The sequence below is a fragment of the Herbaspirillum lusitanum genome, from assembly GCF_046025995.1.
Taxonomy (GTDB): Bacteria; Pseudomonadota; Gammaproteobacteria; order Burkholderiales; family Burkholderiaceae_D; genus Herbaspirillum; species Herbaspirillum lusitanum_A.
Window position 1 is genome coordinate 622,589 of sequence record NZ_JAQQFM010000002.1, and the last position, 15,631, is coordinate 638,219.

The following is a 15,631-nucleotide window of genomic DNA, read 5'->3' on the forward strand; positions in this document are numbered from 1 at the left end:
GCCCGGCTGCGTCAGGCTTTGCGCGACAGCCATTCTTCCAGTCTGATCTCAAACAGCTTATGCAATTGCAGGTGATGGCCGGGCGGCAGTTTGGGGTGTTGGAATTCAGATGGAAGTGCGGGCTGCATGCCCAGCCTGTGCATCACCGCCAGCGAGGCAAGATTGGCCGGCGCCGTAAACGAGACCACGCGTTTCAGATGCAGCGATTCGAAAGCGTAGCGCAAGGCCAGTTGCGCCGCTTCAGTGGCATAGCCCTTGCCCCATAGTTGCGGCAGCAGGCGCCAGCCGATTTCGACGGCGGGTGTGAAGGGCGCATCAAAAGAAACGTGCAGCAAGCCGACGAAGCCGCCGAACTCGATCTGGCCGGGAATCTCAAGCACCCAGGGCCCGAAACCATACTTGATGAAATGCGTCTGGATCCGCATCACCAGTGCATCGCTTTCTTCGCGCGTCAGGCGCGAAGGGAAGTGGCGCATGACATCGGCGTCGGCATTGAGCGCGGCGAATGGCGCCAGATCGCTGGCGCGCCAGCTGCGCAGCAGCACGCGTTCGCCGTGCAAGGAAAAATCAATGGTCTGTGTCATCGGCAGTGCGCTTGCGATATTTGATGACTTGCATATAAATCACGGTCTGCAGCAGCGCCACGGTGCTGCCGACAATCACTTCGCCGACACGCATCAAGGCCAGGTGCAGTTCCTGATTCAGGCCGCTGCCGGAGAATGCCGCCGACAGCAGAATGACCACCGTGGCCGGGCCCAGGCGCCAGTTGCTGGGGTAATTCTGAAACAGCATCGCCACCAGTACCGACACCGTCAATGCAACGATCAGCGTCAGGAAGGTCGCGCCGAAGATCACCAGTGCCACGCATGAAATGATGCAACCCGAAATCGTATTGATCAGGCGCGCGCGAAAATTGGCCTTGGCCACCGTCATATCCGGCTCGGTTACGATGATCAGCGAGATCATGGCCCAGTAGGGCTCTTCAACGCCGAGCGCGCGCAGGCCGTACCAAAGTATCAATGAACCGCTGAGAATCTTGATGAGGTAGACCAGCGCATTCTTGCGCGGGCTGATGAAGTTGAATTCCATGTGGGTGATGCAGATGCCGCAGTCTCGCGGTGCGGATGTGTCGGATGGGCCCGGATGCACTGCGTCCGCTGCTGGCGGACGAGTGCGTCGATGATTTTATTTCGAGAGCTGGCTCTGGGCTTTCGCCAGTTCATCTTCTGCGCTTTGCAGTTTCTTTTGCAACTTCCCGACTTTGGCGTTCTTGCCTGCAGCTTTGGCTTCTTCCAGCTCGGCCTTGCGTTCGGCGACTTTCTTTTCCTTCTTGCTGACGTCGGCTTCGCGTTCACGACGCAAGCCTTCGTCAGTGCAGTTTTCTTCGATTTGCTTGAGTGCGATGTTGAGTTTGGCCTCCTGCGCCTTGTTCTTGTGCGCGCGGGCGTAGTCCAGTTGGGTCTGCACATCCTGACGCTTGGCGGCGCAGCCAGCGAGCGGCGCCGGATCGGCGGCAAAGGCTGGGCTGCCGGTAGCAGCGATGGATAGCAGGAATGGCAATGAAGCGGCCAGACGACGGAGTGATGTGCGGGTCATGCGGTTCTCCTCGGCAAATGATGGGCTTCACTGTATAGGATCAGCCGCGCTTGTGGCAACTGTCATTGAGCCGATCCGAGTGAGGAGGAGAGGGAGGGCAGCGTGAATGCGGCACGCTGAAAAGCCGACGGCGGCCGTGGTGGCCGCCGTCAGTAGCAACAAGCTTATCTTTCAGTGTGGTCGCCGGCGTGCTGCAAAAATCACCGGCGCCACATGAAGCAAGACGTTTATTGCAGAACGTGCAAGTCGCTTACTTCGACGCCATGCCCAGCAGCATGTCGTTGAGGCGCTTGACGAAGCCGGACGGGTCGCTCAGCGCGCCGCCTTCGGCCAGCAAAGCTTGGTCGAACAGAATGTGCGACCAGTCGTCGAACTTGGCTTCTTCGTACTTCAGGCGTTGCACCAGGGGGTGATCCGGATTGATTTCCAGAATCGGCTTGGCTTCCGGTGCAGCCTGGCCGGCCGCTTTCAGCATGCGCATCAGATTGCCCGACAATTCGTTTTCGTCTGCCACCAGGCAGGCCGGCGAGTCTGTCAGACGGAAGGTCACGCGCACGTCCTTGGCCTTGTCGCCCAGCGAAGTCTTCATCTTGTCGACGAGTTCCTTGAACTGGGTTTCGGTTTCTTCGTGCTGCTTCTTCTCTGCCTCATTTTCCAGCGTGCCCAGATCCAGATCGCCCTTGGCTACCGAAGCCAGTTCCTTGCCTTCAAAGTCCTGCAGGAAGGACAGCATCCATTCGTCGACGCGATCGGTCAGCAGCAAGACTTCCACGCCTTTCTTGCGGAAGATTTCCAGATGCGGGCTGTTCTTGGCGGCGTGATAACTCTCGCCGGTGACGTAATAGATCTTGCTCTGACCTTCCTTCATGCGGCCGATGTAATCGGCGAAGGAAGTGGTCTGGGCGTCCGAGTCATTGTGGGTCGAGGCGAAGCGCAGCAGTTTGGCGATGCGTTCCTTGTTGGGTGCATCTTCGCCTATGCCTTCCTTCAGCGCCTGGCCGAACTCGGTCCAGAAGCCGGCGTACTTGTCTTTCTGTTCCTGCTCGTCGCTGTTGGCCAGTTCCTCCAGCAGGCTCAGCACGCGCTTGGTCGAGCCTTCACGTATCGCCTTGACGTCGCGCGATTCCTGCAGGATTTCACGGGATACGTTGAGCGGCAGATCGGCCGAATCGATCACACCCTTGACGAAGCGCAGATAGACCGGCATCAGCTGCTCGGCATCGTCCATGATGAACACGCGCTTGACGTACAGCTTGATGCCGCCACGCTTGTTGCGATCCCACATGTCGAACGGCGCGCGCGTCGGGATGTACAGCAGTTGGGTATATTCGCTGCGGCCTTCCACGCGGTTGTGGGTATAGGCCAGCGGCGAGCCGTAGTCATGCGAGATGTGCTTGTAGAACTCTTCGTACTGTTCAGGCGTGATGTCCGATTTGCTGCGGGTCCACAGCGCGCTGGCCTGGTTGACGGTTTCCAGTTCGTCCTTGAGGACCGTTTCCTTCTTCTCTTCGTCCCATTCTTCCTTCTGCATCAGGATAGGCAGCGAGATATGGTCGGAATACTTGCGGATCACCGATTTCAGTTGCCAGCTCGACAAGAACTCATCTTCGCCTTCGCGCAGATGCAGGATGATGTCGGAGCCGCGGGTCGCCTTCTCGATCGCTTCGATCGAGAACTCGCCGGCGCCTTCTGATTCCCAGCGCACGCCTTCGCTCGCAGGCAGGCCGGCGCGGCGGGTTTCGACCGTGATGCGATCGGCGATGATGAAGCCGGAGTAAAAGCCGACGCCGAACTGGCCGATCAGTGCCGCATCTTTTTGCTGGTCGCCCGACAGGTTGGAGAAAAATTCCTTGGTGCCGGACTTGGCGATGGTGCCCAGATGCGAAATCGCGTCTTCGCGGCTCATGCCGATGCCATTGTCGGAAATGGTGATGGTGCGGGCTGCCTTGTCGAAGCTGATCTTGATTTTCAGTTCGGGGTCGTTTTCGAACAGCGCGCCGTTATTGATTGCTTCAAAGCGCAGCTTGTCGGCAGCGTCGGATGCGTTCGAAACCAGTTCGCGCAGGAAAATTTCCTTGTTCGAATACAGCGAATGGATCATCAACTGCAGCAGTTGTTTGACTTCGGCCTGAAAGCCCAGGGTTTGCTTCTCGGGTGATGCCATGTTTACCTCATCAATAAAACAGAATGAATGACTGAATGAATCCAGGGAAAGCGACGAACAGTAAAACTAAATGAAACGATTGCGCAGATATGGTGTGCTTATGTGGTTTTTCAACTGCACTTTTATTTGTTTCTTTTGCGATTTGGCAACTTTTCTGAAAGTCCTTATGGCGCTTTTAGGTCAACCTGAAGATAATTGCGGCGTTGTTATCAAATGCACCGAGTCAATTGAAATTAAATGGTTTTTTACGGTTTTTCTGTAATTTTCCTGCAACCTGCAAGTGTTAGAATTATTTTTGTCATAAAGCAAAGATTGCCTCACGTATAATTGGTAATCTTTCAACATCAATAAAAAGAAACGTCGCCATCGGAATCGGGGGGCGATTGAAGTCAGTGATGTCGCGGCAGCTACTCTGAAAGGCTGTCAATTTTCTTCATTCGTGATGGGGCGGGGGCTAGTCTGGTGCTGGTCTTGTTTGTTCAATGATAGTGTCTAAGCGCAAGAATTTTTTCTTTGGTATTTTCTTCGGTCTGCTTGCTCAGCTTGGATGGGTGACTGCCTCCGAAGCTCAGAATTCCCAAACGCCTGCGGAGGATGTCGCGGCCACCGTTCAGCAAAAGCCGGCAGATGCGCTGGCAGTGCCGCCACAAATTCGCCTCGGCGCCGATCCGGCCGGGGCTGCCGCCCTTACCGCGGCCGCGCAGGCGCCGGTTCCTGTTTTCCCCCCATTGGATGCCAACGCCGTTCCCGGTCCGGACGATGAAATTCTGGTGCTGTTGCGCCAGTCCGATGCTGACTTTACAGGCAATGCCATCGCACTGCCTCAGGTGGCGATCGATATCGAAGGCGAGCAGATTCCGTTTCTGAGTCTGCAGCAAGTGCTCGATCTGGCGCTCAACAACAGCTACAGCTATGCCGCGACCTCGGCTCAGGCCGATCAGGCCGATTATGCGATGAAGGCCGCGCTGGGCCAGCTGGGGCCGACCATTGATCTGCGCGCGCAGAAGGGGCGTGAATATTCGTCGCCATCTTCGGCCATCGATCCGGCCACCGGCAGCGTCGCCGACGCCTCCACCCACAAGCGCTGGGATGTGACCCTGATCGGTCGTCAGCCCATCTTTGCGCCGGGCTCCTATTTCGATTTCCAGAAGCAGCGCTCCATGTCCAAGGCGGCCGATCTGCGCCGCGACGACGCTCGCGAAACGCTGTATTACACCTCCATCAAGGCCTATTACGACGTCATGCGCGCCTACGCTTCGCTGACCTTCGCGCGCAGCTATTCGACCCGCATGAATGCCTTGCTGGACTATATGCGCAAGCGTCTGGAAGGCGGCGGCGCCAGCCGTATCGATTTTGAGCGCGTGCGCGGCCGTTCCCTGACGGCACAGGCAGCAGTGGCCGAAGCCGAAGGCGCGCTGGAAAGCACCATGGTGTCGCTCAATCAGCTCACCGGTAAAGACATTCGCAAGGTCGAGGTGCCGGACCACATGATGCCGGCGGTGCCGCTGACCTCCAAGCTGGCGCTGAAAGACATCTACGAAACCAACCCCGGCATTCTGGCCGCGCGGCGCGACGTCGATGCCGCCAATGAAGAATTGAAGTCGGCGCGTTCGCGCTTTTCGCCCACCTTCGCGGTGGAGCTGACGCAAACCAAGACGCGCGGCGCCGGCGGCGCCGTCAATACCGGCGACGGCAGCCTGCAACTGGCGACCGATCGCCGTCTGATGCTGGTCATGAGCATGAACCTGCTCAACGGCGGCACTGACATGTACTACCAGAAGCAGATCGGCGCCAAGTATGTGGAAAAGAGCAACACCGCGCTCGATCTGGAGCGCAAGCTGAAAGAGCAGGTCGAGATCAACTATCGCACCCTGAGCGCAGTGCGCAAGCGCATGGAAATCTCGCGCCTGGCCTATCAGACCACCGCCAATGTGGCCGACGTCTTCCTCGAGCAACTGTCCACCGGCAGCAAGCAGTTGCTGGACGTGCTGGATGCGTATCAGCAGGCTTATCAGGCGCGCATGGATTTTGCTGCGCTGTTGTTCCAGCAGGCCGATATCAGCTATCAGATTTTGCGTAATACCGGCCGCACGTCGGCGCCGCCTCAGGCGTCGCAGGCGCAACAACGGCAGCAACAGCCGCAACAGCCGCAACAGCCATTGGTGCCGGATCAGCCGCAAGTGATGCCGCAGCCGCAGACACCACCGATCAATCAGTCGCCATCAGAGAAATAAGGGGCTTGGGGAGCTATGGAAGGGGGCAAGGAACAGAATTTCTGGCCGGGGTTTGTGGACGCGTTGTCCAACGTCGTGCTGGTCATGATTTTCGTGGTCGTGGTGTTCGTCGTGACGCTGTTCTACTACTCGCAGAAGCTGGCGCAGATGAAGGTCAGCAAGCTGGTGGCGCAGGGCCAGACACAAATCGAATCGGCCAACGTCAAGACCAAGAGCAAGGTCGATCCGGTCAATGCGCCGGACGGCCAGGCCGTCAATAGCTCGCAGATCCAGAGCGAAACCAGAGACCGTTCCCAGAACCAGGAGCTGGAGCAACTGCGGCGTGAAGTCGCGGTGCTCAAGACCAAACTGGCCGCCGCGCCGCCGCTGCAATCCGATGCCGGCAGCCTGCGCAGCGACGCCGCCGCCAGCAACAACGCTATTCAGGTCAAGACCGAGCCCACGCCCAAGGAAATCGCGCCCGGCGTACGGGTGGACGGCAGTTCAAAGTCGGTGGTGATCAATTTCGACAACGACTCGACCCAGCTCAATGACGCCGCAGCCAAGTCGCTCGACGGCAGCATCGGCGACTGGGTGCGCCGCGCCAAGGCCTCGCAGGGCAAGATCGTGGTGACCGGCGTGATTGGTTCGGCGGAGTACAGCGAGAGCCGTCGTCGCGCGTATTACCGCACCGTTGCCGTGCGCAATCACCTGATTGATGCAGGGGTCGACAAGGAGCGCGTGGTGAGTCGTGTGGCGACCGCCGAAAACGGTGCCGAATCCAACTCGCGCGTGATTGTGCAATACCTGGCGGCGGGAGCCAAATAAATGATAGGCGGCGCGTTCAAATCAGCCACTGACGGCGCGCTTGCCGCCGGCAGCAAAGGCGTCATGCGGCGGATCGCGCCCAAGCTGGATCGACGCCTCGGAGACTGGACCCGCATGCCGCGTCCGCGCCTGTTCGTGCTGGTCTGCACCGTCTTGCTGTTGTTGCTGCTGATCTGGTCGATCTTCGCGCCGATCGACATGGTGGTGCGCGGCAGCGGTCGCATTGTCGCCTCCGAACATAATCAGGTGATTCAGCATCTGGAAGGCGGCATCGTTTCCGCCATCCTGGTGCGCGAGGGCGCTGCCGTGAAAAAAGGGCAGACCCTGATTTCCATCGCCGATGTGCGCGCCAATGCCGATCTGGGCGAAGGCCGCGTCAAGATTCTCGGCCTGCGCGCCAAGATCACCCGGCTCTCGGCCGAAGCCAGCGGCGCCGGCGTGCTGCAGATGCCGGCTGATCTGGCGCGCGATGATCCTGCAGTGCAAAGCGAACAGGCGTCCTTCTCGGCACGCCAATCCAAACTGACGCAAGAACTCAGCGTGCTGCGCGAGCAGACTGCGCAACGTCAGGCCGAGCTGGGCGAAGCTCTCAGCCGCCAGAAAAGTCAGGTCAGCGAATACGAACTGGCGCAGCGCCAGTCCAAGCTGATTCACAGCATGCTGGAGCGCGCCGCCGCGTCGCAGCTGGAAGACATCCAGGCGCAGGCCAAGACCCAGGACGCGCAAAGCCGCCTGAGCGCCACCAACGCCATGATCCCGCGCCTGAATGCGGCGATCGCCGAGTCGCAGGCCAAGATGGCTGAAGCCACGTCCAAATTCCGTTCCGATGCCCGCACCGAACTTACCGCCAATGAAACCGAACTGGCGCGTCTGCTGGAAGAAATCAAGTCACGCAACGACCGCGTGTCGCGCTCCGAAGTGCGGGCGCCGATGGATGGCGTGGTCAACCGGGTGCTGATGAACACCATCGGCGGCGTGGTCAAGCCGGGTGATCCGATTATCGAAATGACGCCCACCGACGACAAGCTGGTGATCGAAGCTAAAATTTCTCCGTCGGACCGTGCCCAGCTGGTAACCGGCGCGCCGGCGCGCGTGAAAGTTTCTGCCTACGACTACGGCGTCTACGGCGCGATGGAGGGGGTGGTGACCGAGGTCAGCGCCGACACCGTGCCGGAAGAACAGCGCGGCGAACGTTTCTACCGCGTCAAGATCGAGGTCAAGCGCGGCGCGGGTGAATTGCAGCGCAATCTGGCGCTGATGCCGGGCATGACCGCCACCGCCGACGTCATCGTCGGTCGTCGCACCGTCTGGCAATACATCATGTCGCCGTTGAGCCGTTTCGGCCAGACGGCGCTGCGGGAGCCGCGATGAGCGCCCGCACGTTTTCGTTTTTCAATTCAGACGATGCAGCGGCGCCGGTTTCCTCCGACGCCGCCGGCATGGTTGACCTTGTTGTTGTTTGCGTCCACTTCCCCGGAACTTTGAACGTATGAAAAATCTGCGCCATTTCTATGCACTCGCTGCCATTCCCTCGCTGTTCCTGCTGCTGGGAGGTTTCCTGTTCCGGGACTTCGTGCTGCACGCGATTCATATCAATCCGTTTCTGAACCTGTTCATCATTTCGGTGGCCTTGTTCGGGGTCGGCCTGATCGGCTACAACCTGTGGCGCGTGAACTGGGAGTTCGGCAAGCTGGGTCAGTTTTATGCACGTACCACTGCCGGCGAGTCGATGGACGATCTGAGCAAGGCGCCCGAATTCGTCGGCAGTGAAATCGGCAAGGTGCTGGTCAGTGTGGCGAGCACCAAGGGACGTCTGACATCGCGTATCGAGCAGGAAACCATCGAACGTTCGCTGGCCGATTTGCAGGCGCACCTGGAAGCCAAACTGGAGTTTCCGCATTTCCTGGCCGGCTTCATGATCGCGCTCGGTCTGCTCGGTACCTTTATCGGTCTGCTGGAAACGCTGGTCGGCACGGCAGCACTGATCGACGGTTTCGGCAAGGCCAGCCAGGGCGGCGACATGGATGCTTCCTTCCTGCATCTGGTGGCCGATCTGCAAAAACCGCTGGCCAGCATGGGCACGGCGTTTTCGGCCTCGATGTTCGGTCTGATCGGTTCTCTGGTGCTGGGGCTGACGCTGACCCCGCTGCGCGGCGCCGGCAAGAAGCTGGTGGCGCGCGCGCGCGAATGCATCAGCGAAATGGTGCAGCACGTGATTCACGATGCCTCCGGCCCGGCCGCGACGCAGCGCCAGGGCGTGTCGGAAACCTTCCTCGCCGAGTTCCTGCAGGATCTGATGGTGCTGCAACGCGAATCCATCATGGCTGCGCGCAACAGTTCGGAAGCCTCGCTGCAGGCCGGCATCAAGCTGGAAGGCCTGAACGATCGCCTCAACAACATCGTCCAGCTGTTCAACGACAGCATGGAAGAGTCGCGCAATCTGCGCCAGCTGGTGGCCTTCGGTCCGCGCATGCACGAAGTGGGGCAGCAGACGCTGGAAGAAATCCGCAACGTCGGCCAGATCATCAATCAAAAGATTACCTCTGCGCGCGATCTGACCGACAGCCTGTCGCTGCTGGAAGAGCGCCTCTCGGTCAACGGCGACATCGCGCTGCGCACCTTCGACGTGCTGCCGCAGATCATGTCGACCATCCAGGCCGGTCAGATGTCCTTATCCACTTCGCTGACCTCATTGCAGGCGCAGCAGTCGGAACTGGCCAACGTCAACGAAAAGTCGGCGCAGAACATCGCGCAGTTGCCGAATCTGCTCAATCAGATTTCGATCCGCATGGCCGACGAACTGGGCGCGATTCAGCACCAGGGCGAAATTCACTCGACCGTGGCGTCGCGTCTGGGCGAGCTGGGCAACACCATCGGCGAGAACTCCAGCAATATGGCGCGCGATGCCTTGTCGGCGCGTCAGTTGCAGATCGATCTGGCCAAGCACATGGCGATGCAGAACGACCGCGTCAAGAGCCTGAGCGCGATTCCGCAATCGCTGACCTCGATCACCGAAGCGCTGATGCGTCAGAACATCAACTGGCAGACCGTGATCGACGAAATGCGCACCGGCCGCCAGACCATGGTCAAGGATCTGCGTCTCGAACTGCGCGAAGCGATCCGCGAAATGTCGGCCGCCAACAAGCCGACTTCATCCTGAGTTTCAGTTTGAGGGCAGGCGCAGCCTGAACAGTTTCACCGGGAGAGTGGCAGCATGAACGAAAGCGATCAGATTCACGTCGACCAGCCGCAGGCCGATCTTCAGGCCCTGCGCAAGGACCCGACTTATCTGTCGCTGCTGCGCGCCTACGGCAGCCGCTTTGTCGAGATCATCGTGGCCGGGATACTGGTGAATCTGCTGGGCTTGCTGATGCCGGTGTATTCGCGCCTGGTGTACGACAAGGTGATCGGCAATCACATCCCGGAAACGCTGTGGATGCTGACCCTCGGCATGGCGTTGTTCATCGTGCTGGAGCTGGTGCTGCGCATCATCCGCGTGTTCTATATCGAGCAACTGGCCGGCCGCATGGACGTCGAGTTCGATGCCGTGTCTGCGCGCCGTCTGCTCAGCGCCAAAGTCAATGCACCGGTGGGCGTGGTGCTGGCCAAATATCGCGACCTCAGTTCGGCGCGCGATCTGCTGTCGTCGAACTACATGCTGCTGCTGGTCGATCTGCCGTTCCTGCTGCTGTATCTGGTGGTCCTGGGTCTGATCGGCGGCCACATGGTGTGGGTGATTCTGGTCGGGGGCGCCTTGCTGGTCACCACGCAATTGCTGTTCAAGGTGCCGACCATCGATTACGCCAATGCCGCGATGAAGGCGGGCATCGGCAAGATCGATAAGCTGGCCAGCATCGTGTTCGGCATGGATACCCTGAAGACCTCGCCGCTGCAGGAGCGTCTGCTGCGCGCTTTCCTGAACGACGCCAGCGACAATGCGCTGGCGCTGGCAAAGAGCCGTTTCTGGGGCAATGTCGGCTACGCCGTTGCGACGGTCGGTTACACCATCATCGCAGTGGCTACGCTGGTGGTGGGCGTCTATCTGGTGGAAGACAATGTGCTGACGGTCGGCGCACTGATCGCCAGCTCCTTGCTGATCAGCCGCGCCGCATCGACCTTGTCCACCGTTTCGCTGTTGCTGGGCCGTATCGACATGTTCAAGCGCGCGCGGGCCGAGTTCGATGACATTTTCGACGATGAGCCGGAACAGGCGATCGTGGATGTCATGCGTCAGGACATGGGCGGCCTGATTCAGGTCGGCAATCTGATGCTGCATCTGGACAAGAAAGAAAAGCCCACGCTGCAGAATGTCTCACTGACCATCCGTCCCGGCGAAAAGGTCGGCATCGTCGGCCGTTCAGGTTCAGGAAAATCGACCTTGCTGCGCGCGCTGGCGGGTTTGCATCGGCCGGAGGAGGGCCACGTGCTGATCGACGGCGTCGCCGTGACCGCCTATGCGGCGCCGGTGCGCATGCGCTGCATAGGTTTCAAACCGCAAGAACCCTTCGTCTTCGACGGCAGCCTGGCGGCGAATATCTTCATCGGCGATCGCGTGCCCGGCAATGTGTATGAAGCAGCTTTGGCGGTGTCCGGGCTCAGCGATCTGATCGCGCGCGGCGAACTGCGCCTGGATCAGGTGCTGAAGGCGCCCGGCAACTTGTCCGGCGGCCAGCGCCAGATGGTGGCGCTGGCGCGCACGATTGCCGCCATGCCGCGCATCATGCTGCTGGACGAACCGACCACCGGCATCGATCAGGGCACCGAGGCGCGCATCATCGAGCATCTGATTGCCTTTTCGGCGCAGCGTACCTTGGTGGTGGCGACGCATAGTCCTGCTTTGCTCAAGCATATGGACAGAATCATTGCCATCGACGGCGGCAAGATTGTGGCCGACGGCCCGCGCGATCAGGTGCTGAAGATGTGAGTGCCTGAGGGCATTTGAACGGGGCGGCAGACGCATCCCGGCGCATGCAGTTTTTTGATCTACTGAACTTAACGACGATCTTCGACAGCGAGGAAAACTATGGCAACCGCAAATTCTCCACAAGCGAACGCAGCGGAAAAGATCACCGGCCCGGTACGGGTGGTGATGCCCGATCAGACCGGCAATTTTCAGCTGAACGCGCCGCGTGGCGCAGTGCAGCGGGTGCAGGTGGTCGACGTCGACATGGTGCTGCACATGGCCGACGGCACCAAGGTGGTGTTGGCCGGCGGCGCCATGGAGGCGATGGATGATCGCTCCAAGATCAAGTTTGCCGATACGACTCAGGACACCGGGCGCTTCCTCGATCAGGTCGGCAAGATTCCGCTGCAGCCGAACGATCAGTCGAAGATTCTCAATTCCGATCCGATCGCCACGCATGACCGCACCGCCAGCGCCGAATCCAACGGTCAGGGCCAGGCCAATGTCACTTACGATCGCAACGCCGCCAGCGTGACCAGCGATGCGGTCAGCCAGTTGTCGAAGATCATTCACGACAATGCAACTTCGGTCACCAGTAATGGCGCGCAAAGTCAATCGATTCCAACCCAGCCGACCGCGGGAGAGTCTTCCTCCGTAGCTGTTCAGGCAGCTATTGTCGCCAGCCAGAACTCCACCTCCGATACTCCGCCACCCACCAAGCAGGTGGAAGTGACCGCGCCGCCCGAGCGGCCCGGCACCATTCCGTCGACCCACGTGATCGGGCCGCAGGCGCCGACCATGGCGGTCAAGCTGGTCAATCTGACCACGGTCACGCAGGATGGCAGCACGCTGTACGGCAGTGGCGGCATTCCGGCGTCGGCCACCGATGCCTCCAACCTGATCCAGTTCAGCACCCAGCAGATCACCGCCGGCAACGACGTCACGACCATCTACGCCGCGGGCAATTCCTCGGGCAGCTTCGTCAAGGTGTTCAATGTGGCGATCACCGGCGACGGCACCGTGCTGTCGCTGACGGTGACCGGCATCCCGTCGAACATGACGGTCTTGAATGGCACCGATCTGGGCAACGGCACTTATCAGATTGCAGTCAGCGCCGGTCAGAAGGAGTTCAATCTCCAGCTGCAATACAACACCGTGCTGGCGGATTCGGCCTCGCCGGTGCACCAGCAGTTCGATCTCACATTCACCACGTCAATTGCTACTTCGGATGGCGTGCTGTCGCTCACCGATCTGCGCCACGTGGCGGTGAAAGATGCGACTTCCTACAACGATCTGACCTATCTTGACCCGGCCACCGGCGACAGCGTGCTGATCCTGCCGGCGCAAGGCGTGCCGCATGAGGTGCATGCCGGCAACAACGCCGGCACCACGATCTATGGCAGCAATGCCAATGACCTGCTGTACGGCGGCACCGGCAACGACACCATCTACGGCGGCAGCGGCAATACCTATTTCGAAGGCGGCGCCGGCGCCGACCGGCTGGTCGGCGGCAGCGGCAACAATACCGCCGGCTATACCGGATCGAGCTCGGGCGTCACCGTCGATCTGGCGGCCGGCACCGGCACCGGCGGCGATGCGCAGGGCGACACGCTGACCAACATCCAGAACGTGAAGGGCAGTGCGTATAGCGATACCATCGTCGCCAATGCGGCGGTCAATCGCATCGACGGCGGTTCGGGCGGCTCGGATACTGTTTCGTATTCGGCGTCCACTGCCGGCGTTACGGTCAATCTGGTGACTTCCACCGGCAGCGGCGGTTATGCCCAGGGCGATACCTACACCCATATCCAGAACGTGATCGGCAGCGCGTACAACGATATCTTCATCGCCAACACCGACGCCAATCGTTTCGATGGCGGTTCGGGCGGCTCCGATACCGTGTCGTATGCCTCTTCGGGTGCCGGCGTCAATGTCAATCTGCAAACTGGCCTGGGCAGCGGCGGGGCGGCAGCGGGTGACAGCTATACCCATATTCAAAACATCATCGGTACGGCCTACGACGACACCTTTGTCGGCAATGTCGATGCCAACAGCTTCGATGGCGGCACCGGCGGCAACGATACGGTGAGTTATGCCGGCTCCACGGCTGGCGTTTCCGTCAATTTCGTGAACGGCCGCGGCACCGGCGGTTTTGCCGACGGCGATACTTACAATCATATTCAGAACGTGATCGGCAGCGCCTACGACGATACCTTCGTCGCCGGTATCGACAGCGTACATTTCGACGGTGGCAGCGCCGGTTCGGATACCGTCAATTATGGCGCCTCGACGGCTGCCGTCACGGTCAACATGATCACGCTGACCGGTAGCGGCGGATACGCTCAGAACAATACCTACACCCATATTCAGAACATCGTCGGCAGTTCGTATTCGGATACCTTCATCGCCAGTCTGGATGCCAACAGCTTCAATGGCGGACTGGGTGGATCGGATACTGTCAGCTATGCCTTTTCGACCCAGGCGGTCACGGTCGATCTGTATAACGGCACCGGCAGCGGCGGCTACGCCCAGGGCGACACGCTGGCGCATATCCAGAATGTGATCGGCAGTAACTTCGACGATATTTTCATCGCCAGTGCCGACGCCAACAATTTCAACGGCGGACTCGGATCCAATACAGTCAGTTATGCGCGCTCTACCGGTCCGGTGACCATTGACCTGACCAATACCATAGGCACCGGCACCGGCGGCGCTTATGCCGCAGGTGACTCGTTCACCAACATCCAGAACCTGATCGGCAGCGTCTACGACGACACCTTCATCGCCAGTTCGGATGCCAACAGCTTCGACGGCGGCGGCAGCTCAGTGCACAACCGCGTCAGCTATGCAGCCTCCACGCTGGGCGTCACGGTGGATCTGAATTACACCAACGGCACCGGCACCGGCGGCGGTTATGCGACCGGCGACAAGCTGGTCAATATTCAGGATCTGACCGGTAGCAACTTCAACGATACCTTTGTCGCCAGCGCCGCCGACAACAGTTTTGATGGCGGTCTGGGCTCCAATACGGTCAGCTATGCGGCTTCCACTGCCGCCGTCACGATCGACCTGGTGAACGGCACCGGCAGCGGCGGCTATGCCAACAACGATACCTACGTCAATATCCAGAACGTCATCGGCAGCGACGGCAACGATACATTCATCGCCAGCAACGCCGCCAATGCCTTCGAGGGCGGTCTGGGCAACAATACCGTCAGTTATGCCAAGGCCAGCGATGCCACCGGCGTCACTGTCGATCTGGTCAATGGGGTGGGTAGCAACGGCTTTGCTGCGGGCGATAGTTACAGCCATATTCAGAATGTCATCGGTTCCGCCTATGACGACACCTTCATTGCCAGCGCCGAAAAGAATGTGTTCACCGGTCTGCAAGGTTCAGATACGGTGAGCTATGCCTATTCCAATGCGGGCGTGACGGTCGACCTGGTCAACAACGTCGGTACCGGCGGTTACGCGGATACGGATGTCTACGTCGGCATTGAAAATGCGATCGGCTCGTCGCAGGATGATCTGTTCATCTCCAGCAGTGACAGCAATACCTTTGACGGCGGCGTCAGCAGCAATGGCTCGCATAACCGCGTCAGCTACGCCTATTCCGGGCAAGCGGTGACGGTCGATCTGAATCACACCGATGGTACCGGCACCAGCGGCGGCTATGCTGCCGGCGATAAGCTGATCAATATTCAGGACGTTACCGGTAGTGCCTTCGATGACACCTTCTACGCCAACGCACTTGCCAACAAGTTCGATGGCGGCACGGGTACGCTGCATAACCTGGTGAACTATTCATATTCGGTCAACGGCGTCAAGGTTGACCTGTTCAATAATGTCGGCGGCGATGCGGTGACGGGGCAAGTCAGCTACGCCAACGGCGATACCTATGTCAACATTCAGGATGTCACCGGCAGT

Annotated in this window: 10 protein-coding genes; 6 read left to right on the forward strand and 4 right to left on the reverse strand. The window is 59.7% G+C overall.

Annotated features, from left to right (window positions below; genetic code table 11):
* Nucleotides 1-11: 11 nt before the first annotated feature.
* From PQR62_RS05820 to htpG, 4 genes are all read right to left on the reverse strand, one after another.
* Nucleotides 12-584, reverse strand: coding sequence for a GNAT family N-acetyltransferase (locus PQR62_RS05820; protein WP_408155698.1), 573 nt, complete (start codon nt 582-584; stop codon nt 12-14).
* Nucleotides 568-1,089, reverse strand: coding sequence for an FUSC family protein (locus tag PQR62_RS05825; RefSeq protein ID WP_408155700.1), 522 nt, complete (start codon nt 1,087-1,089; stop codon nt 568-570). The genes PQR62_RS05820 and PQR62_RS05825 overlap by 17 nt, the downstream gene beginning before the upstream one ends.
* A gap of 96 nt (nt 1,090-1,185) precedes the next feature.
* Nucleotides 1,186-1,596, reverse strand: a complete 411-nt coding sequence (locus PQR62_RS05830) for a DUF1090 domain-containing protein (RefSeq protein ID WP_408155702.1) — start codon at nt 1,594-1,596, stop codon at nt 1,186-1,188.
* A gap of 250 nt (nt 1,597-1,846) precedes the next feature.
* Nucleotides 1,847-3,760, reverse strand: a complete 1,914-nt coding sequence (gene htpG / locus PQR62_RS05835; protein ID WP_408155704.1) for a molecular chaperone HtpG — start codon at nt 3,758-3,760, stop codon at nt 1,847-1,849.
* A gap of 638 nt (nt 3,761-4,398) precedes the next feature.
* Here htpG and PQR62_RS05840 point away from each other — a divergent pair.
* The 6 genes from PQR62_RS05840 to PQR62_RS05865 all read left to right on the forward strand — a co-directional run.
* Nucleotides 4,399-5,994 (forward strand): TolC family protein, encoded by a 1,596-nt coding sequence (locus PQR62_RS05840; RefSeq protein WP_408155706.1) that lies wholly within the window; start codon nt 4,399-4,401, stop codon nt 5,992-5,994.
* Nucleotides 5,995-6,009: 15 nt separating this feature from the next.
* Nucleotides 6,010-6,801, forward strand: a complete 792-nt coding sequence (locus tag PQR62_RS05845) for an OmpA family protein (RefSeq protein ID WP_408155708.1) — start codon at nt 6,010-6,012, stop codon at nt 6,799-6,801.
* 63 nt (nt 6,802-6,864) lie between these two features.
* The gene (locus tag PQR62_RS05850) at nt 6,865-8,172 is read left to right on the forward strand and encodes an HlyD family type I secretion periplasmic adaptor subunit (RefSeq protein WP_408155710.1); all 1,308 of its coding nucleotides are present in this window, start codon (nt 6,865-6,867) and stop codon (nt 8,170-8,172) included.
* Nucleotides 8,173-8,290: 118 nt separating this feature from the next.
* Nucleotides 8,291-9,961: a biopolymer transporter ExbB gene (locus PQR62_RS05855; RefSeq protein WP_408155712.1), complete on the forward strand. Its 1,671-nt coding sequence runs from the start codon at nt 8,291-8,293 to the stop codon at nt 9,959-9,961.
* Between the two features lie 54 nt (nt 9,962-10,015).
* Nucleotides 10,016-11,725 (forward strand): peptidase domain-containing ABC transporter, encoded by a 1,710-nt coding sequence (locus tag PQR62_RS05860; protein ID WP_408155714.1) that lies wholly within the window; start codon nt 10,016-10,018, stop codon nt 11,723-11,725.
* A 99-nt stretch (nt 11,726-11,824) separates the two neighbouring features.
* Nucleotides 11,825-15,631, forward strand: a 3,807-nt coding sequence (locus tag PQR62_RS05865) for a beta strand repeat-containing protein (protein ID WP_408155716.1), incomplete at its 3' end; no start/stop codon positions are given.